The sequence below is a fragment of the Alteromonas sp. H02 genome, assembly GCF_059682525.1.
Genome location: NZ_CM185021.1, coordinates 573,389 through 593,305 on the forward strand (window position 1 = coordinate 573,389; position 19,917 = coordinate 593,305).

Annotated in this window: 22 protein-coding genes; 11 read left to right on the plus strand and 11 right to left on the minus strand. The window is 50.0% G+C overall.

From position 1 onward, the window contains the following. Positions 1–6: 6 nt before the first annotated feature. The 7 genes from xerC to AC566Q_RS02650 all read right to left on the minus strand — a co-directional run bounded on the left by xerC (position 7) and on the right by AC566Q_RS02650 (position 5,644). Positions 7–933, minus strand: coding sequence for a tyrosine recombinase XerC (xerC, locus tag AC566Q_RS02620; protein ID WP_499613318.1), 927 nt, complete (start codon positions 931–933; stop codon positions 7–9). Next, the gene (locus tag AC566Q_RS02625; RefSeq protein WP_499613321.1) at positions 933–1,631 is read right to left on the minus strand and encodes a DUF484 family protein; all 699 of its coding nucleotides are present in this window, start codon (positions 1,629–1,631) and stop codon (positions 933–935) included. Before AC566Q_RS02625 ends, xerC begins: the two co-directional genes overlap by 1 nt. Continuing rightward, positions 1,628–2,458 carry a diaminopimelate epimerase gene (gene dapF / locus AC566Q_RS02630; RefSeq protein ID WP_499613323.1) on the minus strand — a complete coding sequence of 277 codons (831 nt, stop codon included), beginning with the start codon at positions 2,456–2,458 and terminating at the stop codon, positions 1,628–1,630. Before dapF ends, AC566Q_RS02625 begins: the two co-directional genes overlap by 4 nt. Positions 2,459–2,606: 148 nt before the next feature. Further along, positions 2,607–3,857 carry a diaminopimelate decarboxylase gene (gene lysA / locus AC566Q_RS02635; protein WP_499613325.1) on the minus strand — a complete coding sequence of 417 codons (1,251 nt, stop codon included), beginning with the start codon at positions 3,855–3,857 and terminating at the stop codon, positions 2,607–2,609. Further along, a complete protein-coding gene (gene lptM, locus AC566Q_RS02640; protein WP_499613327.1) occupies positions 3,857–4,009 on the minus strand; it encodes an LPS translocon maturation chaperone LptM in 153 nt (50 codons plus the stop codon). Before lptM ends, lysA begins: the two co-directional genes overlap by 1 nt. Positions 4,010–4,056: 47 nt before the next feature. Continuing rightward, positions 4,057–5,124, minus strand: a complete 1,068-nt coding sequence (locus AC566Q_RS02645; RefSeq protein WP_499613330.1) for an MJ1255/VC2487 family glycosyltransferase — start codon at positions 5,122–5,124, stop codon at positions 4,057–4,059. 1 nt (position 5,125) lies between these two features. Continuing rightward, a complete protein-coding gene (locus tag AC566Q_RS02650; RefSeq protein WP_499613333.1) occupies positions 5,126–5,644 on the minus strand; it encodes a phosphatase PAP2 family protein in 519 nt (172 codons plus the stop codon). A gap of 218 nt (positions 5,645–5,862) precedes the next feature. Here AC566Q_RS02650 and rraA point away from each other — a divergent pair, with 218 nt between their 5' ends. From rraA to AC566Q_RS02685, 7 genes are all read left to right on the plus strand, one after another. Continuing rightward, positions 5,863–6,348 (plus strand): ribonuclease E activity regulator RraA, encoded by a 486-nt coding sequence (gene rraA, locus AC566Q_RS02655; protein WP_499613336.1) that lies wholly within the window; start codon positions 5,863–5,865, stop codon positions 6,346–6,348. A 325-nt stretch (positions 6,349–6,673) separates the two neighbouring features. Further along, positions 6,674–8,104: a hypothetical protein gene (locus AC566Q_RS02660; protein ID WP_499613339.1), complete on the plus strand. Its 1,431-nt coding sequence runs from the start codon at positions 6,674–6,676 to the stop codon at positions 8,102–8,104. 184 nt (positions 8,105–8,288) lie between these two features. Further along, entirely contained in the window at positions 8,289–8,840 is a 552-nt protein-coding gene (locus tag AC566Q_RS02665) for a GbsR/MarR family transcriptional regulator (protein WP_499613341.1), read from the plus strand. A gap of 13 nt (positions 8,841–8,853) precedes the next feature. Then, positions 8,854–10,221, plus strand: a complete 1,368-nt coding sequence (locus tag AC566Q_RS02670; RefSeq protein ID WP_499613344.1) for a cytochrome ubiquinol oxidase subunit I — start codon at positions 8,854–8,856, stop codon at positions 10,219–10,221. A gap of 9 nt (positions 10,222–10,230) precedes the next feature. Continuing rightward, positions 10,231–11,241: a cytochrome d ubiquinol oxidase subunit II gene (locus AC566Q_RS02675; protein WP_499613346.1), complete on the plus strand. Its 1,011-nt coding sequence runs from the start codon at positions 10,231–10,233 to the stop codon at positions 11,239–11,241. Positions 11,242–11,506: 265 nt separating this feature from the next. Then, positions 11,507–13,138, plus strand: coding sequence for a S41 family peptidase (locus AC566Q_RS02680; RefSeq protein WP_499613349.1), 1,632 nt, complete (start codon positions 11,507–11,509; stop codon positions 13,136–13,138). Continuing rightward, positions 13,138–13,521 carry a hypothetical protein gene (locus AC566Q_RS02685; protein WP_499613352.1) on the plus strand — a complete coding sequence of 128 codons (384 nt, stop codon included), beginning with the start codon at positions 13,138–13,140 and terminating at the stop codon, positions 13,519–13,521. The genes AC566Q_RS02680 and AC566Q_RS02685 overlap by 1 nt, the downstream gene beginning before the upstream one ends. 45 nt (positions 13,522–13,566) lie before the next feature. On the opposite strand, the gene AC566Q_RS02690 is transcribed toward AC566Q_RS02685, so the two are convergent. Genes AC566Q_RS02690 through mpl form a run of 3 tightly spaced genes read right to left on the minus strand, consistent with a single transcriptional unit; the run spans position 13,567 to position 16,371 of the window. Continuing rightward, on the minus strand, positions 13,567–14,364 hold the full coding sequence (locus AC566Q_RS02690) for a S1/P1 nuclease (protein WP_499613354.1): 798 nt from the start codon (positions 14,362–14,364) through the stop codon (positions 13,567–13,569). A 34-nt stretch (positions 14,365–14,398) separates the two neighbouring features. Then, entirely contained in the window at positions 14,399–15,010 is a 612-nt protein-coding gene (locus AC566Q_RS02695; protein ID WP_499613357.1) for a flavin prenyltransferase UbiX, read from the minus strand. An 8-nt stretch (positions 15,011–15,018) separates the two neighbouring features. Next, a complete protein-coding gene (mpl, locus tag AC566Q_RS02700; protein ID WP_499613359.1) occupies positions 15,019–16,371 on the minus strand; it encodes a UDP-N-acetylmuramate:L-alanyl-gamma-D-glutamyl-meso-diaminopimelate ligase in 1,353 nt (450 codons plus the stop codon). Positions 16,372–16,588: 217 nt separating this feature from the next. Between mpl and AC566Q_RS02705 the strand changes: the two genes are divergently transcribed. The 4 genes from AC566Q_RS02705 (at position 16,589) to AC566Q_RS02720 (ending at position 19,209) form a co-directional block, all read left to right on the plus strand. Continuing rightward, the gene (locus tag AC566Q_RS02705; protein ID WP_105934624.1) at positions 16,589–17,557 is read left to right on the plus strand and encodes a class 1 fructose-bisphosphatase; all 969 of its coding nucleotides are present in this window, start codon (positions 16,589–16,591) and stop codon (positions 17,555–17,557) included. 116 nt (positions 17,558–17,673) lie between these two features. Then, positions 17,674–18,207, plus strand: a complete 534-nt coding sequence (gene ppa / locus AC566Q_RS02710) for an inorganic diphosphatase (protein WP_105934623.1) — start codon at positions 17,674–17,676, stop codon at positions 18,205–18,207. Positions 18,208–18,265: 58 nt separating this feature from the next. Beyond that, the gene (locus AC566Q_RS02715; protein WP_105934622.1) at positions 18,266–18,751 is read left to right on the plus strand and encodes a DUF3299 domain-containing protein; all 486 of its coding nucleotides are present in this window, start codon (positions 18,266–18,268) and stop codon (positions 18,749–18,751) included. 71 nt (positions 18,752–18,822) lie between these two features. Continuing rightward, positions 18,823–19,209, plus strand: a complete 387-nt coding sequence (locus tag AC566Q_RS02720) for a VOC family protein (protein WP_499613364.1) — start codon at positions 18,823–18,825, stop codon at positions 19,207–19,209. Between the two features lie 35 nt (positions 19,210–19,244). Here the strand turns inward: AC566Q_RS02720 and AC566Q_RS02725 are convergent, their stop codons facing one another. Then, positions 19,245–19,862, minus strand: coding sequence for a LysE family translocator (locus AC566Q_RS02725; protein WP_499613365.1), 618 nt, complete (start codon positions 19,860–19,862; stop codon positions 19,245–19,247). Positions 19,863–19,917: the final 55 nt, after the last annotated feature.

Genomic DNA, 19,917 nt, shown 5'->3' on the forward strand with positions numbered 1-19,917 from the left:
GGCTGTTTAATCTTTCTTCTTACGGGCGCGAGGGTGGGCTGTATCATACACTTTGGCTAAATGTTGAAAATCCAGATGAGTGTATACCTGAGTGGTCGACAGATTTGCGTGGCCTAATAACTCTTGTACTGCACGTAAATCACCGCTCGACTCCAACACATGGGTAGCAAAAGAGTGGCGCAATTTGTGCGGGTTAATGCGCTGGTTGAGGGTTTGCCGCCGCGCCATTTCCGTGAGGCGGTTACCTACCTGACGATTGGATATCCGTCGCTTCTGACGGCTGATAAATACTGCGTCATCCAGGCCCGCGCCCCAATGACTGCGAATGGCCAGCCAGCGCTGCAAGGCCTGCCAGGCTTTACGGCCAATGGGCAGCAGGCGTTGCTTGTTGCCTTTACCTGTTACGCGTAACTGACGGTCACCGGTAATGTGCTCAAGCTCCAGCGAAGTAAGCTCACTGAGGCGTAAACCACATCCGTACATCAGTTCAAACATGGCTTGGTCGCGGATAACAATCTCTTCATCATCCGACTCATTTAGCAATGCAGACATATCGTCCACCGACATTTGCTTGGGCAGGGGCTTTTCTGCTTTGGGGGCGGAAATGCCTTCTACCGGATCGGTGCCGATAATCTGGTGGCGCAACAGATATTTACAAAATGTGCGCAGTGCAGATAAGCGTAGCGCAGTGCTGCGAGCGCCGAGGTTTTGTTTGCGGGCAATGGCGACGGCTTTTTTTACCGCGGCCTGGTTCAGTTGCTGCCAGCTCGCCAGCTCCAGACTCAGCGCAATCTGTTCAAGCTGTCGGGTGTAATTTTTTATGGTGTGATCAGACAGGCCGCGTTCGTAACGCAGGTAATCAATAAACTTGCTCAGCCAGTGTTCGCAGTCCGGCGCCAGCGATACAGGAGTGTCGGCTGCCGATGCACTCATCAGTAACGCAGTTTCTCGGGCAGAACAACATTGAGCACTTCGCGTAGCTGGTTTAGCAGCAGGGTGTCCATATCGGGGGTAAAGTGGTCGGCGCTACGGCTGCCAACGGCCAGCACGCCTAAATTGCGGTTCTCACCAAGCAGGATCAAAGCCACGGATTCGGCGACTTCGTTGCCAAACAACAGTTGTTTTTCATGCTGACTGAGACGGCCAAAAAAGTAAGGCCCCTGTTTAAAACGCTTTTCCATAAACAGCCGTTGCTGCAATTCTGGCAACGCATTGGCGCCTTTAAACAGCTTAAGTTCGACACTCGCCAGTCCCAGCTCATCCTGCAGGGTTTCCTGCAGTTTAAGTAGCATTTCGCCGACATCTTTGCAGGTTAACAGGCGCAGATTTAAATCGGCGTAGGCGCGGTAAATTTTTTCGTTTTGCTTGGCAATGCTAATTAACTGACTGAGTTTATAGTTGAGCAGGCGCACTTTTTTGCGTAGCTGCTCACTTTGTAATTCTACCAGGGACACGCTGCCTTTTTGCAGGTGGGGGATTTGCAGCGCTTCCAAAATACTCGGATGCTGAATAAAAAAATCAGGGTTCTCGACCAGATACTGACTCACTTGTTCGGCAGTCAACTCGCCTACCTCAGGAAAGTCGGTATCAAACTGCAGTGTTGTATTGGCCTGACCTGATAGTTCATTCATATATTTATTGTTCCGTCGTATACATGCTCAGCCGGTCCGGTCATTTTTAATGGGCTTCCCGGCCCTTGCCAGCGGATGCGTAAGCGCCCGCCAGGTAAATCCACCCGAACGTCTTTCCCTAATTTACCTTGTATTTGTCCTATTGCAACTGCTGCGCATGCTCCGCTACCACATGCCAGGGTTTCTCCGGCACCACGTTCAAATACTCTGAGGCGAATGTGTTCGGCCGACAATAGCTGCATAAAGCCCACGTTAACCCCTTCAGGAAAACGCTCGTGGCGCTCCAGTTGTGGCCCGACCGTTTCCACATCGGCGCTTTCGGTGTTGTCAACCTCCAGCACGCAATGGGGATTACCCATGGAGACCGCACCACAAAAGTGGGTGCTATCGTCGGCCCGAATAATATAGGTTTTTTCTTCTTTGTTAGCCTTTAACGGGATTTCTGCCGGGGTGAAATTCGGTACCCCCATGTTTACCGTTACCTGACCGTCCTTTTCGAGATACAGGATCATCTTGCCGGCTTTGGTGCTCACCAGAATCTTGTTGCGGTTGATTAAACCTTTGAGCTTTACAAAGCGCGCAAAGCAACGCGCCCCATTACCGCATTGCGACACTTCTGAGCCGTCGGCGTTAAAAATACGGTAGTGGAAATCCTGATCAGGATCGTATGGCGGCTCAACCATCAGGAGTTGATCGAACCCAATACCAAAATTGCGGTCGGCAAGCTGCTGGATTTTCTCCGGAGAGAAAAAAACATTTTGGGTCACATTATCAATAACCATGAAGTCATTGCCGAGACCGTGCATTTTAGAAAAGTTTACCAGCATCCTGGGCCTGTTTATTTAAGTGTTGCTGACTATTTTTATTTGGTACCCGGTGTTGTTATGGCAGAGAAGGTGATGTGGTATTCATCACAATAACCCAACAAACAACAACGGGTTTTAGCGCAACAGGACTTATTAGAATAGCTCTAGTTTACGTAACTTTATGCTCACCTTTCCAGAGATCTTTTAGATTTTCTCTTTCTCTGACCACATTAACATCGCTTTTATCTACCAGTAACTCTGCCGGGCGGCAGCGCGTATTGTAATTAGAAGCCATTACAAACCCGTAAGCACCGGCGCTACGTACCGCCAGGAGGTCGCCCGGGGCAATCGCCAGTTCGCGGTCTTTACCAATAAAATCACCGGTCTCGCAAATTGGGCCAACCACATCATACACATGGGGTTTGTGGGCCGGGTTTTCATCTACCGGAATAATCGACATCCAGGCCGAGTAGAGCGACGGGCGAATGAGATCATTCATGGCCGCATCCACAATGGCGAAGCTTTTATCCTCGCCTTCTTTTACAAACTCTACCTTGGTAAGCATGATGCCGGCGTTAGCGGCAATAGCGCGCCCTGGCTCCATGATCAGCGTTAAGTGCTCGCGACCGGCCATCTTTGCTGCAATGGCTTTGGCGTACTCTTTCGGGTGCGGCGGTGTTTCATCTTTGTAGGTAACACCCAGACCACCACCAACGTCGAGGTGACTGATTTCAATGCCCTTGGCCGACAGTTCATCCACCAGTTCCAGTAAGCGGTCCAGCGCATCCACAAAAGGGCCGGTTTCGGTAAGCTGTGAACCAATATGGCAGTCCATACCTACCACGTTAAGGTGTTCCAGGCTGGCTGCCAGGCTATATACCTCTACGGCACGCTCACGGGCAATGCCAAACTTATTGGCCTTTAAACCGGTAGAAATGTACGGGTGAGTTTTAGCATCCACATCGGGATTAATGCGCAGCGAGATAGGTGCCTTTTTGCCCAGCTTACCGGCTACCGCATTGATACGCTCAAGCTCCGGCTCCGATTCTACGTTAAAGCAGTGAATACCTTGTTGCAGGGCAAACTCGATCTCTTCCGGGGTTTTACCCACGCCAGAGAACACTACCTTGCTCATGTCGCCGCCGGCCTCAATAACACGGGCAAGTTCGCCGCCTGAAACGATATCGAATCCAGAACCCAGTTTAGCCAGTACGCTCAGCACACCAATATTGGAGTTGGCTTTTACCGCGTAGCAAATCAGGTGCGGATGATCGCCCAGCGCATCGTTAAAGGCGTGCCAGTGACGCTCGAGGGTGGCACGTGAATACACGTATAACGGGGTGCCGTACTGGGCGGCCAGCACCTTTACGTCAATGTCTTCAGCGTGCAGCGATTGGTTTTTGTAACTGAAGTAGTCCACTAGCGAGAATCTCCGGATGTATCAGGAGTCGAGTCGTCAGCAGGTTCACTATCACTGGCCGGCGGTTGCTCCGGTAAATATAAGACGCCGCGGTATCCACAGGCCGAAATACTCAGTAACAACACCAGTAATAATGCAACACGTTTTGCCACGCACTCACTCCCCAAATAAAAAGTGCCGATATCATCGCAGAGGGAGATTAAAATGCAAGTGACATCAAACGTTCACGGGTCTTTGGACCAAAATTTACCTGTTTCCACAGTGCTTCGCACAGCGGTTTGGTGTTGTGCCAGTCACCGGCCACAATCCAGTCGAGCATAGGGGTTGGATCGTCGGGGAACTGCAACCCTTCACTGGCCGGCTCCAGTAACCACTCTTCCACGGTATCCGTATCGAGTTGGTAAAGGGGCTGACAGAGGCCCAGTGACATCAGGGTTTTGAGGTTAGAGAGTTGTTCAAACTGGCCGTTCAGGGGTTTTACCAGCAGTTTCTTTTTCAGCTGCAGTGATTCACTGGCCAGTTCAAAACCGCCGTTGCTGATCACACCGGAGCAATGTTGCAGAGCATGGCGGAAGCCCGGCTTAGAAGGCGGGTGCCATTCGATGTGCCCTTGCGTGTGTTGCTGTTTCACCTTGGGGTGAAAGCACACAAAGTGTTGCTCGGTGAGCGGCTCCAGCAGCAACTGAATATCGTCGAGCTCTTCAAAAGGCAGGTATACCAGCGTGTGGCTGTTAGCCGGGTGCGGCGCCGGTTTATCTGTAATAAATGGCGGTACTATGGGTTTTTCAAAGTGAAACCAGTGCACGCCTAACTGAATGTCAGTGGGGGCAAAACTGCGCAAGATAAGCTTATCAGTAAAATGCTCACTGGCGCGGGGAATATCGTGACTGAAAGCCGCCTGATGACTCACCGAAATCGAGGGGAGCCCCTGACGCCGGGCGGCCCAGGCGGTAACGGGTTCAAAGTCGTTCAGCAACAGGTCGTAACTGCTCACATCAAGTTGTCGGATATCCCGGTATAACTGCAATGGTTTAGCGTTTTTCAGCGTTTCCCACTGACTAACCTGCCCCTTGCGGGTGGCAAAAGTCAGACCGCTGAACGTGCGATACTCACCAAAACATTCCATGTCGAAATAGTCATCGGCCGCGCGACCAGAAAAAACAAAATCTACGTCAATGTCATCACGCTCAGCCATGGCCGCAGCCATAATCCGGGCACGGGCAATGTGACCGTTGCCGGTACCTTGTACGCCATAGAGTATTTTCATGTTAAACCAGAATAGTCAGACTCAGTTGGGCAATGGTGAGGCCCAGCAAGGCACCAGCAATTACATCTGTAGGGTAGTGCACGCCCAGCAATATGCGGGACAAGCCAATCAGGCTCGCCCAGGTGTAGGCAAGCAGTGCGAAAGAAGGGTAGTAAAACGCGATGATAGTAGCCATTAACCAGGCCGCAGCGGTGTGACCGGACGGCAGGCTGAATTTATCAGACGGCGTTACGTGAGCGGTCAGGTTTGCCAGAAAGTCGCACGGGCGAGGACGTTTAAGCGCCTTTTTTAATACCACATAAATTGGTAGCTCAAGGCCGTACGCCATCAGTGCAGTGTAGAGAAAAATCTCACCGTGCTCAGGTTCGAAGCACATCAGCAGCAGGCCAATAACAAAATACAGGTAACCATCACCGGTGCGTGACAACCAGACAATAGCCCGGCAATCGCGGTGCTTGGTCAGATCGTACAACCAGTGAAAGATTGCAGTATCGTATTTGGTTAAATTTTTCAGGCCCATCCCACGCGGCTCCTTTTCATCAACGCTATCAGGTTAAAAAGTGTTCGTGAAACACAAGTGACAGTTTTGCTAAAGGTTTATGACAGCGGCTGGCAAAGGCAGGAGGTTAGAGCGAAATCAAATTTTTTGTGAGTAAAATCAATTTCTGCGCTAGGCGTTATCACTGTTAGAGTGCTATGCTAAAACCCGAAAACCTAGCTTACCAACAGGGTACAAACATGGACTATAACACTTCTGAGTTATGTGATTTATTCGCCGATAACGTGGATGTGGTCGATCCCATTTTCACCAGTTATGGCGGTCGATATTCCTTTGGTGGAGAAATTGCCACCGTGAAGTGTTTTGAAGACAGGGAATTAATCGACCGGGTACTCACCGAACCGGGCGATGGCAAAGTACTATTAATCGACGGTGGTGGCTCGCTGCGCCGGGCGTTGTTTGATGCTGAATCTGCGCAGTTGGCAGTAGAAAATAATTGGGAAGGCATCGTGTGCTATGGCTGTGTTCGCGAAGTCGACAGCCTGTCTGATTTTGACCTCGGTATTCTGGCGGTTAATTCTATTCCGGTGAATGCCGACAGCCAGGGCACTGGTGATATTGATGTGCCGGTTAATTTTGGTGGGGTAACCTTTCTGCCGGAGGATCATCTGTATGCCGACAGTACCGGCGTTATACTCTCACCAGAGCCGCTCGATATTGATTAAGCCGGTGGCATAGCCACCTCTACAGGCCGAGCTGCCTTACAGGTAATGTCCTCGTTCGGCGTGAAAAACTTCATTCTATAGAGCTGAAAAAACACCACATCCTGGGTGAATTCAGCTCGTTCACCCGGCTATCCGCTGCGGGCAAAAATCTTAACCTTTAGTATACTGTGGGTATCAATATAAATACCTAAATTCCGTTTGTCTTGCGATAACATACGGTTCACGGATGATGTCTCTGAGCTGTACAGGGAGCTGTAAATGATTATTGGTGGCTTTAACGCGCCACGACTACCATGTTGAAAGCAAAAACAAAATAAGGTTTACAGTGAGTAAGTTTGAACTCCCTGACAACAACTATACTCTGCAAGTTAAGCAGCTTATCGAAGAGGTTTATCCTAAAGACGATCGGCTGGAGTCGGTTTACAGTGACGCCAGACAATATTTTGCAGAGGGCAGTGCCCGGCAGTCAGCACTCGCAGAGTTACAGAAGCAGCTTACCCGTGCAGAACAGCAGAAAAAAGGTCAGGCAAAAGCCGAGCAACTGCGAAAGCAGATCAAAGACATATCCGCCTCCCACGAAGATGGTCGCTATCGGCGTGTAGAGCGACTGCATTCGGTGGCCAGTCAGCTGATTAGCCTGTGCGAAGGCGAAAGTTTTGAAGATACCCAGATGTTAAGCTCCAAATTTCTCGGTACCCTGATGCTCATCACCCGTGGACCAGAACGCAATTTTGCGAGCCTGCACCAACGTTTAAAGCCACTTTATAAAGCCGTTCTGGCTTTAAGGCTGGTGGATAAGGTGCACGACATGGATGTGCACAACAACCGTTATCTGCGTTATCTTAAAGATTCGGTATTACGCTTTAAGGGCGACCGTGAACATCATGAAAAGTGGCAGCAAGAAGTGGCCATTCCCATCATTAGCTGCGCCCTGTTGCAGGACATAGGCTTACAGTCACCTGAGGCCCTGTCTATTTTGCATGGCGAAGACAATAAACTGGATGAGTTTCGCGTGCTGGATGAGCCTAGCCGTAAACAGTTGCTTAAAATTAATTTTACCCAAACCCTGGAATACCTGAAAAATGGGTTGGGGATGCCGCGTTATATTGGCAACGACAAAGCCGAGCGGGATCGTTTTGTGCAGCGCCATACCGCCCTTAACGGCTTTATGCAGACCCTGATGAAAGACACTTATTTGTCTAAAAACGGGGTGGGGGAACTGATAAAAATACCGCAAATTTACACGTCTATTGTGTTATCAACCAAACCGGATTTTTCCAGGAAAAACCTGCCTAAAGGCTATGTGTTTATCGAACAGCTGGCCAAAAAGGGCGCACTTAACGCTGAGTTAGCCAAGGCATTTGTGCAGATTGTGGGATATTTCCCTCTTGGTTTTGGCGTGACCTATATTCCGCGCAATGAAAAGGGCATCGACCGGGAGCAGTACGAATGCGCTATTGTGACGCGTTTAAACCCGCCCCATCCTGCCGAGCCCGTAGGGCGCCCGGTCACCAGAAACCTTTCTTACATTAGCTCTGGTAGCGACGAAGTCATCAAAAAGTCCAGCAATCTGTTTTTCCCGGCGAATCGCAAAAAGTTAATGCGCATCGGTCGGGAGCGACTCATGGAAATTATGAGTCAGTTGTCCGGTAACTTCTCGCCGGAAGCTGTTGACGATCTGATCCCTGCCTTCTGGGAACCGGCAGACTATTTTTCGTTTAAGAAAAATCAAAATCTTTGGAATAAAGTCCGTTAGGTCGATTAGTCGGCTGGTCATTGCTTTACCTGGTGGTCAGTTTCGCCTGGCTACTCATCCGTTTTTCCCTACTTCTCACTTATTAGCGTTCCATTGAGTGCAACTCATTAGCAGCAGTAAATATTGATCTGAATCAAAGTTCGATCTAAATTTTCAGAAATTACTGAAACTTTAGAAGATAAAAATGAACATGTCACCGCTGGTCACTTCTGCTGTTATGCATTTTGGGGAAATGGGCAATCGTTGGGGATTTAACCGCACAGTTGGTCAAATTCTCGCGCTCATCGTATTAAATGAAGAGCCATTGTCTGCGCAGGAAATTGCTGACGCGTTAAGTATCTCAAGAGGGAACACCAGTATGGGTCTTAAAGAGCTGCAATCATGGCAGCTTATTAAGCAACATCATGTACCGGGTGAACGGAAGGAGTTTTTCGTTCCGGCGGGCACTATCTGGGTGCTGGCTAACCGGGTGTTCGAGGAACGCCGTAAGCGGGAGATCGACCCTACCATGTCGCTGCTGCGCGATTTGATGATGGACACACCAAGCGGTGAAAAAGACATTGCCGTTCAGGCCCGCTTAAATGAAATACACGATCTACTCGAGTCGGTGACAGCCTGGTCTCAGGAATTACAGAACCTGGGCCCGGAAAAGCTCGACACCTTAATGAAACTCGGCGCCGGGGTTGGCCGCATTCTTGAGCTTAAAGACAAGCTTCTGCCAGCCAAATCTAACTAACCAGGAGCCCATTGTGGATGCATTGTTACTGTCCAGGCTACAGTTTGCCCTGAACATCAGTTTTCATATTCTCTTTCCTACCATCACTATCGCGCTGGGGTGGTTCTTATTTTATTTTAAACTGCGCTCAAACCTGAGTGGGCATCCGGTATGGATGCGGATTTATCGTTTCTGGGTACGGGTATTTGCCCTTACCTTCGCATTAGGCGTTGTGTCGGGCGTGACCATGTCTTTTCAATTCGGCACCAACTGGCCGGGTTTTATGGAAAAAGCCGGTAATATCGCCGGCCCGCTGCTGGGCTATGAAGTGCTTACCGCATTTTTCCTGGAAGCGACTTTTCTGGGCATTATGCTGTTTGGTATGCGCCGGGTGCCTAACTGGTTACACACGCTGGCAACCTTTGTGGTGGCTGCAGGTACCACGTTATCAGCCTTCTGGATCCTGTCACTCAACAGCTGGTTGCACACCCCTCAGGGGCACGAAGTCATTGATGGGGTAATCTACGCTAAAGATTGGTCGGCCATCATTTTTAATCCTTCTTTCCCTTATCGGTTCAGCCATATGTTGCTGGCTTCCGGACTCACTGCCAGCTTTTTAATTGCGGGATTATCGGCCTATCGTTTACTTATCGGTGATAACAAGATTGCCCCGAAGCTGGCCCTTAAAACGGCCACCTATACAGCGGCAGTGTTAATTCCGTTACAAATTCTGGCCGGTGATATGCACGGCTTGAACACGCTTGAGCATCAGCCACAAAAAGTGGCAGCGATGGAAGGGGTTTGGGAAACCGAGCAAGGCGCACCGCTACTGTTATTTGCTATTCCCGACGAACAGGAGCGAACCAACCATGCCGAGCTTGCCATTCCTAATCTGGCCAGTTTCATCCTTACCCATGAGCTGGATGGTGAAATTAAAGGTTTAAATGAATTTCGCGGCGAGCATCCGCCTGTAGCGCCGGTGTTTTACTCTTTCAGGGTGATGGTTGGTATGGGCGTACTCATGCTGTTTGCCGCCTGGGCGGGTGCTTATTATCTGTTTCGTAGGGGTGAATTACCCGACTGGTTAGGCAAGCTGTTTATCGCTATGAGCTTTAGTGGCTGGGTGGCAACCCTGGCCGGCTGGTATGTCACCGAAGTAGGTCGTCAGCCCTACCTGGTCAGCGGCGTTTTGCGTACCGCTGATGCCGTCACGGGTTTGCCACCTCAGAATATCGGCTTGTCATTCACCCTTTACGCGGTGATCTATGCAGTGTTGATGGTCGCTTATATCCGCACGTTGACACTGATGTGTCGCAAGTCTGTGGGTATAGAGGAAATAAGCAAGGGAGATGCTGATGAACGACACACCAATAAACTCGATATAGCCAGCAGCAACGCCTAGGAGCCAGACATGCCATTTGAATCACTTTCTGTTACCGCGCTGGGCAATATCTATCTGGGATTGTTGGCACTCGCGGTATTGTTATATGCCATTCTCGACGGCTACGACCTGGGCGTAGGGGTATTGTTTCCACCTCGTAATGAACAGTTTAAAGACGACATGATAGCCTCCATCGGCCCCTACTGGGATGCCAACGAAACCTGGTTAGTGCTGGCGGTGGGCATTTTGCTGATTGCCTTTCCCGAGGCTCATAGCCAAATACTGCAAACACTGTATTTACCGGCCACCTTTATGTTACTGGGGCTTATTCTGCGTGGCGTCTCTTTTGATTTTCGCGCTAAAGTACCTCAGAACAAAAAGCCCAGGTGGGATACCTGCTTTAAATACGGCTCAATACTCACCACCTTATCCCAGGGCTACATGCTGGGTATCTGGGTTACCGGTTTGCGAACCGATATCTATGCCCAGGGCTTTGCCTTACTGGCCGCTTTTGGGGTCACTGCCGCTTATGCGTTTATCGGCGCCTGCTGGTTGATCCTCAAATCGGAAGGGGATTTACAGGCCAAAGCCTTTTACTGGGCTAAGCGCTGCCTGCTGGTGCTGGCCAGCGGTATACTGGCTGTCAGTTTGCTTAACCTTACCTTGCATGATGAAGTGCGGGTGCTGTGGCTGGAAAGCCCGGTAGGCTGGGTGTTAATGACTATCCCGCTGACCTGCTTTGCCCTGTTATTACTATGCAGTGTGGTACTTAAAAAACTGCCCGCCGCTGGCGGTAAAGGTGAATGGTTACCCTTTGCTATTGCCTTGTTGATTTTTGGCTTATGCTTCGCTGCGTTTGGGATCAGTTATTACCCTTACGTGGTGCCAGGAAAGCTGGCGTTTATGGATGTGCTCAGCGATGGCAACTCATTGCGTTTTCTGCTGGTGGGGGCGGTTGTGGTAGTGCCCTGCATTTTAGCCTATACCGTGCTGGTGTATCGCATTTTTGCCGGAAAATCGGAAAAGCTCTCCTATTATTAGGCGCTGTTATCTTCGGTTGATATTTACCACCGGCGCTCTTTTCAAGTCATAATGGCTCTATAGGGACAGGGCTATTTGAGAAGAAAGCCGGTGTGACAACTGCTAAACCGGACTAGTCTGGTAACTGACTGTTTTCAGGCGATTTGGATACCCTTGAATTCAATTAAATGGTACAGTTGTCAGCCATAATGATTTTAATTGTTATCACCTTCGATACAGTTAAAATACAGTACGACAGAAAATAATAAGTGCCAGGGAGGCAATTATGCGCTTATCTAAATTAGCGGCAGTCATCGTCGCAGCAATCTCGGTATCAGGATTATCAGCTTGCGGTGGCAGCTCCAATTCTTCGGGTCCAGCACCCACGCCAACACCTACACCGACCGGGCCATCCTGGCAACCAGGCGTTTTTGCATCAGCATCATCGCTGGAGGCGAAGTGCGAATCGCCACGAACCGGTGTTGATCCTTTTACCGGCCAACAGTACCCCGATGCGGCTGGCAGTAGTTTAGAGGAAAAACTCTGGCTGCGTAGCTGGACTAATGAAACCTACCTCTGGTACGACGAAGTAGAGGATAACAATCCGGCTAATTATTCGGTGTTGGGATATTTTGACCAGTTAAAGACGACCGCGACCACGCCAAGCGGTACGCCAAAAGATAATTTCCATTTTTATCAACCTACCGATGAATACAATGAACTGACCCAAAGTGGTGTTGCTTCAGGTTATGGATTCGACTGGGAGTTTGTGCGAAATACCTCGCCAAGAGAGTTAGTGGTCAGATTTGCCGAACCAGGCTCACCTGCTGATTTAGCTGGCATCCCAAGGGGCGCGTCAGTAAAGCTGGTGAATGGTATAGACTTTGTCAATACCAACAATAATTCCGATATCGAAGCGCTAAACGCAGCGCTATTCCCCAGTGATAATGGCACCACTACCCGTTTTGTGTTTGAACTCGTTAATGGTGATGAACTGGCAGTGGATGTGACTTCTGCAGATGTCGAGGTATCACCGGTGCAGCACGTTCAGGTATTGGATACGCCTGCCGGCAAAACCGGATATTTTCAGTTCAATACCTTTATCCGAACCGCCCAGTATGACCTGATTGACGCTTTTGATGGATTTATTGATGAGAACGTCACCGAACTGGTTATTGACCTGCGTTATAACGGCGGCGGCTTATTGGCGCTGGCATCTCAGCTGTCTTACATGGTGGCGGGGCCTGCCCAGACCAACAATGCTTATTTTGAAACCTTGCAATTCAATGATAAATCGCCAAACAGGGATCCGGTTACCGGCAGTGTTATTCAGCCCACGCCCTTTTACAGCAATGAAATAGACTATAATGCCGGCCGTTTACTCAGCGCGGTGCTACCCAGCCTGTCATTAACCCGGGTATTCGTATTGACCACCGGTGCGTCTTGCTCAGCGAGTGAGTCAGTTATCAATGCTCTGCGTGGGATCGACGTAGAAGTTGTCCAGATAGGCTCAACCACCTGCGGCAAGCCCTATGGCTTTTATCCGACTGACAACTGCGGTACTACCTATTTCTCCATTCAGTTTCAGGGTATAAATTACAAAGGGTTTGGTGATTATGCCGATGGCTTTATTCCTACCGAAACGCCTAACTATGGCTATGAGGTACCTGGTTGTGCTGTAGACGATGACTTTAGCCAGCCGTTGGGCGATCCTGCTGAAGGCATGCTTTCAACGGCACTGGCATATGCGGAAACCGGGTCCTGCCCTCAGCCTGTCAGTCCTGCACCGGTGTCACCTGATGCGGTTAATGCACAGAGTTCGGAGTCTTCACTGGCTATTGAAAATCCATTCGCCCTCAAGGAACGACTCATTTTGCAAAACAAAATCAATGAGCCGATTGTTACGGAGCAAGAGTAATGCAAAAGCTAATCCGGCTTTGGGCCTGTGCGTCACTGGTATTAGCCAGTGGCTGCGCACAAACGAGTGATAATGAGCTTTATCCTGCCACGGTGAAAAGCCTGACCAATCAGCAGAAAGTGCAGATAGAGAGGGTAATTAGTGATTGGTTTGGTGGAACCAAAGTCACGCTGGCTGACGATGTGTTCACAAACTCTTCGTTAGTGACCATCGAGCGACGAGAGCACCTGGATAGTTTGGGGAGACCCGTTGAAGGCCGCCATAACAATCAGGCTTACGCGTTCACCTTATATAAAAAAGGCACGCTGTGCCTGCTGAGTAATAATGCAACGGGCCAAAAGATTGTGCTTGATAATCTGGAGTGTGTGGCCACAGAGCGTTAATAAGACGCTCAGATAAGCATTAATTTGGCTTCTGAGCGCCTGCGTTTATTTGGCAAACACTTCATTCAGATAGTGCGCAATGCGGATGCCGGCCTGCTGCAGGCGACGTTTTGCGGTGGGGATATGATCGTAAAGATAATCATAGGCCATGCGGTTGGCATCTTCGGGATAGATGGTGTCACGGATTTTAGTGCTCTCGGTGATCCACACTTCTGGATCGGTTGAGTGCCAGGCTTCTATGTCTTGCGCTGTGATCTTTTTATCGAGCCAGTCAGTCCATTCGGTATAAGACAGCTCTTTCTGCCCAATCATTTGCGAATCCCACACGCGGTGGAGGTTGGAATCTTGCCAGAAGAACCGTACTTTGACATCGTTACCACCACGATCGGTGCCGTTCCCAGCATGAAGGGGCTGATGCAGGTCGCCAATGATATGCACAATAAAGCGCAATGCCAGCTGTTTGTCTGCTTTAGATGCCTTGCTGTCTTCAAGTGTTGCGCGGAATTTTGTTAAGGCAGTAAAAGCATCGCCTTCTTTGGGGGCTTCTACTTCATGGTAGTGCTTGCTCTCGGGAACGGTAACGTAATGCCAGGGGGAAGCGGTCTTCTGCCAGAACTCCGAAGGGTTCGATTTCATATCGTCAGGGTATGTGGAGGCTTCTGCGAGCGATTCGAGCGGTAGCAGCGCTGCTATCTGCTGTTTGGCTTCGGCAGAAAGGTGGCGCTCGGCAATGGCGCCGGTAACGCGGTGGCCGGTTTGGCCCCAGCCAAAAGCTGGCAGGCTTAATACTGATGAAGCTATGAGAAGCAGTGCAACAGGGGCGTTTTTAGCGCGTGTTATCATTTTAATTTTCCTTTGCAAATATAAATCCGTCGGGTTACTTGTTTTGATAGCCCCAGCGTTCCATCAATGACTGCTCTACGCCTAAATGGTCGAGTATACGCGCCACCACAAAATCAATTAAATCACTGATCTGTTGGGGCTGATGATAAAAGCCGGGCGAGGCGGGCATGATAGTAGCGCCCATTTGTGACAGTTTGAGCATGTTTTCCAGGTGAATGCTCGATAGCGGCATTTCCCGGGTTACCAGAATCAGCTGCCCGCGCTCTTTAAGTACTACATCTGCAGCACGCTCAATCAGATTGTCACAAGCGCCTACCGCGATGGAAGACAGTGAGCCGGTAGAGCATGGACATACCACCATCTGTTTGGGGGCTGCAGAACCAGACGCTACCGGTGAAAACCACTCCTCTTTCCCACAAACCCGAATTTGTCCGGGCGTAGCGTTGAAGCGCTCGGTAAAAAAGGCACTGGCTGCTTCGGGCTGAGTCGGAATCTTGAGGTCTTCTTCGGTAGCAAAAACCACTTTAGCCGCAGAAGATATCAGTACAAATACGTCATATTGAGCCGCAACCAGTTGCTCCAGTAAACGAAGTGCATAGGGCGCACCTGATGCGCCGGTGATTGCCAGGGTGATGGTTTTTTTCATGGTAACTCTCAGGCTTTACCCGCTAATACATCCAATAGCTTGTTATGGATCCCACCAAAACCGCCATTACTCATGATTAATACATGATCGCCGGGCTGGAGCATAGTCGCTAACTGATGAATGATAGCATCTACGCTACGAAATACCTGTGTGGGCGCACGACTGTGCTTGGCCAGCTGTGCCATAGACCAGCCCAGATTATCCGGTTCAAACAATAATATCTCGTTGGCTTCCTGCCAGGAGTCGACCAGCACATCTTTATGAATTCCCATTTTCATGGTGTTGGAACGGGGTTCCAGCACACCTATGATGCGGGCATCGCCGACTTTCTTACGCAGACCATCCAGGGTCGTTTTAATGGCGGTAGGATGATGGGCAAAGTCGTCGTAAACGGTGATATCTTTCACGCAGCCGCGCACTTCCATGCGCCGCTTAACATTCACAAATTCGCTCAATGCGGCAATGGCTTCCGGCAGTGTTACACCGGCATGATGGGCCGCCGCTATGGCCATCAGGGCATTATCAACGTTGTGCTGACCCAGCAGCGACCAGTTAACCGTGCCAACCTGCTCGTCCTGATAAAACACATTAAACGCTGAACCGTCTGCATTAATCAGCTCGGCATGCCAGTGGCGACCAAGATATTGCTGTTCACTCCAGCAGCCTTTGTCGAGTACGGCGGCAAGGTTGTCATCACTGTCGGGCGAAAGTACCAGGCCGGTGGCGGGTACAGTGCGTACTAAATGGTGAAACTGTGTTTGAATAGCAGCTAAATCGGCGAAAATGTCTGCATGATCGAACTCAAGATTGTTCATTACCAGAGTGCGTGGGCGATAATGAACAAACTTCGAACGCTTATCAAAGAATGCGCTGTCGTATTCATCTGCCTCAATCACAAAGAACGGGCTTTTGCCCACCCGGGCGGAGATACCGAAGTTTTGCGGAATTCCCCCAATTAAAAAGCCCGGTTCAAGCCCGGCGTATTCGAGTATCCAGGCCACCATGGAAGACGTGGTGGTTTTACCATGGGTGCCGGAAAGTCCGATTACCCAACGGTCGGTGAGAAGGTTATCCAGCAGCCATTGCGGGCCACTGGTATAAGGCAGGTTGCGGTCAAGCACGTATTCTACGGCCGGGTTGCCACGCGACATGGCGTTGCCGATGATCACCATGTCCGGTACCGGTTCAAACTGAGCCGGGTCATAGCCTTCGGTAAGGGTAATCCCGAGCGCCTCAAGCTGGGTGCTCATTGGCGGATAAACATTGCGGTCTGAGCCTGTGACAGTGTGTCCCAGCGATTTGGCAATTGCAGCGATACCGCCCATAAAACTGCCACAAATTCCCAAAATGTGTACGTGCATTAACTTTCCTGCGCTAATTTCATATCCGAACACTTTACCAGATGCGCACGGTGTTGCCTAAACATCTGATTTCCTTTCAGGGGTGAGTCAGTTTACAATCTAACCAGAGCATCATGCTCAAGGTTCAATTGCTGCCACGCGGCAACGGAGAGAACCAGCATTATCGACCCGTATAGTGCGACAATACCCTACATAGAAAAAAAGGCTTACATAAACCATGAAAAGACTTAATTCACAAATGCAACAAGATGGCGCTCCGCTTGAACTCATTTTGCTGATCCGTACACTGTTGGCGGGCTGTAAAGAGATTTCGTTTCGGGTGAGTCAGGGCGCTTTGGCGGGCGTTTTGGGTTCCACTCTGAGTGAAAACGTTCAGGGCGAAACGCAAAAAAAACTGGATGTGATTTCAAATCAAATTCTTAAGGATATTCTTAAGGAGTCGGGTTATGTAAAAGCGATTTCCTCAGAAGAGGAAGATGACGTGGTGCCCTGTCACCCGGATGGTAAATACCTGGTAAGCTTCGACCCGCTGGATGGCTCCTCAAACACCGAAATTAACAGCCTGATCGGCACCATCTTCTCCATTGCCCATGCGCCACAATGGATGGAGCCGGATGATCCTGCTGCGTTCCTGCAGCCTGGCAGTCAAATGGTGGCGGCCGGGTATGTACTGTATGGTCCGTCGACCATGCTGGCAATGACTACCGGTAAAGGCACGCATATCTACACGCTCGATAAAACCCACGGTGGTTTTCTGTTAACTCACCCGAATATTCAGGTGCCGGAGCAAACCGCCGAGTTCTCTATTAACGCTTCTAACCAGCGCCACTGGGAGCAGCCTATTCAAAACTACGTGGCAGATTTGCTGGCTGGTACCGAAGGACCGCGTGAGAAAAACTACAACATGCGCTGGGTAGCCGCCATGGTGGGCGATATTCACCGCCTGTTATGTCGTGGTGGTATTTTTATGTATCCGTACGATAAGCGCGACCCGGGCAAGCCAGGTAAACTGCGCCTGTTGTACGAAGCCAACCCCATGGCATTTCTGATGGAGCAGGCCGGCGGTCTGGCCTCAACCGGTGAAGGGCGTATCATGGAGGTGATGCCGGAGGAAATTCATCAGCGCGTACCGGTTATTATCGGTTCTAAGGACGAAGTTGAGGCCTGTCTGAGCTATTACGACTAATTGGTTAGGCAAAATAAATCCTAAGTATGCCCGATACGTCGGGCAACAGGTTTTTATTTTTTTCGGTTAGCCTTATACTTGACGCAATTTTACTATTAACGAAAGGACAATCCCGTATGAGCTTAAACGCCGTACCAGCAGGCAAGAAACTGCCTGACGAAGTGAACGTAATTATCGAAATCCCAGCGCACGCTGATCCGGTAAAGTACGAAGTAGACAAAGACACTGGTGCTATTTTCGTAGACCGCTTCATGGCCACCTGCATGCACTACCCAACTAACTACGGTTATGTAAACAACACCCTGTCTGAAGACGGTGACCCGGTTGACGTGCTGGTTATCACGCCTTTCCCTCTGCTGGCAGGTTCTGTGATTAAGTGTCGCCCTATCGGCGTATTAAACATGACTGACGAATCAGGTAAAGACGCAAAGGTACTGGCTGTGCCAATCGACAAGCTGTCTACCCTGTATCGCAAAGTGTTTGAAACCTCAGACGTAGAACCTCTGTTGCTTAAGCAAATTGAGCACTTCTTCGAGCATTACAAAGATCTGGAAGAGGGCAAGTGGGTGAAAATTGACGGTTGGGCCGATGCCGCTGCCGCTAAAGCTGAAATCGTATCGAGCGTTGAGCGTTACGAAGCTGAAAAGTAAGCACCACGCTTATTGATGAAGGGCTCGATTCGTCGGGCCTTTTTTATTTGGAGAACCTATGTTGCGATTGATACTACAACGTGCAGCTTCGCTGCTGTGCTGCCTGATACTCGTTTCTGGTATGGTAAATGCCCGTGAAGTCAAAGAAGTGTACTGGGAAGACCTGGTGCCGCCTGATTTCAATGAACTGGCACCGCAACAGGCTACCGATCACAACAACAAGATGGCTCAGTTACAACCCGATGCGCCGGTAGTGGATATTTACAACGGCGAACGGGTAAGAGTTCCGGGATTTATTGTGCCGTTAGAAGGCACGGCTGAACTGACTACCGAATTTTTGCTGGTGCCGTTTTTTGGTGCCTGTATCCATGTGCCGCCACCACCTTCCAATCAGATTGTGCATGTTAAAATGAACGAAGGGGTGCCGGTAGAGAACCTCTACGATGCGGTATGGGTTGAAGGTATTTTCTCCACCACGCGATATAGCAGTGATTTGGCTGCGGCGGGCTACAGTATGCAGGGCGAAGCAGTTCATCCCTATTAGAGAGTAATAACGCTAGATCTGTACAAAAAACGTGCTAATGTGAGAGTCTCACTCTTTCACATCAGTACAGTATGAAAAATCCCATCACGTGGTTCGAAATTTATGTTGATGATATGCCCCGGGCCACGGCGTTTTATAGCTCGGTGTTCGCCATCGAATTAAACGATTTGCTGGATCCCACCGGGCCACCTGATAACTCGCTGCAAATGAAAGCCTTCCCGTCTGACATGGAAAGCCATGGTGCTTCCGGGTCGCTGGTTTGTGTTGAAGGCATGCCGGCTGGCCAGAACAGCGTCCTGGTTTACTTTTCCTGTGAAGACTGCGAAGTGGAAGAATCGCGCATTGAACCTGCTGGTGGCAGCATAGTGCGGCCTAAATTTTCGATTGGCGATTACGGTTTTATCACACTGGCAAAAGACACCGAAGGGAATATGTTTGGCTTACATTCGTTAAGCTGAACAGCTTTTGTTTAGGGTGAGTAGTGGCGCTAACTTTAGCCAAATGCCAGCCACAAGCCAACGCCCGCCATTAACGTACCCGCAATACGGTTCATGATGCGCACGTTGCCGCTTTGCATTAGCAATGAACGTAAGGTTCTGCCGCCAGCGGCATAAATCAGCAGACAGCCAAATTCCAGGGTAAGAATGATGGCAATCAGGCTGGTTAATTGCGCGGCCAGCGGTTGACTGGCGTCCAGAAAGGGCGGTAGCAACGCAACAAAAAAAGCCCAGCCCTTCGGGTTGGCAATGGCAGTAATAAAGCCTTGTGCGATTAATTGAGCCCGGGTGGCTCCCGGACCATCCACAGCGTGCTTCAGAGCCATCCTGCCTTTGGACAGCCATAGCTGGGTGCCCAGATAGAGCAGGTACAGTCCGCCAGCATATTTAAACAGGGTAAACACGTTCGGGTAGTTTAACAGCAGCGCCGCTACGCCCACCGCCGAAAGAGTCGCCACCAGGCCAACGCCGGTGAGTTCACCAAGCATCATCCATAATGCGCGTTTTACGCCAATGCTCATGCCAAGTGTCATGGCCAGCGTCATACACATTCCCGGTGTCACAGACACAAAGAAAAAAGTCGGTACAAACACAGACAGTAGAGCCCAGCTCATGGAAGGTTTCCGGTTCAATAAATCGAGGCGGGAAATTGCCAGAAAAGTTATTAAC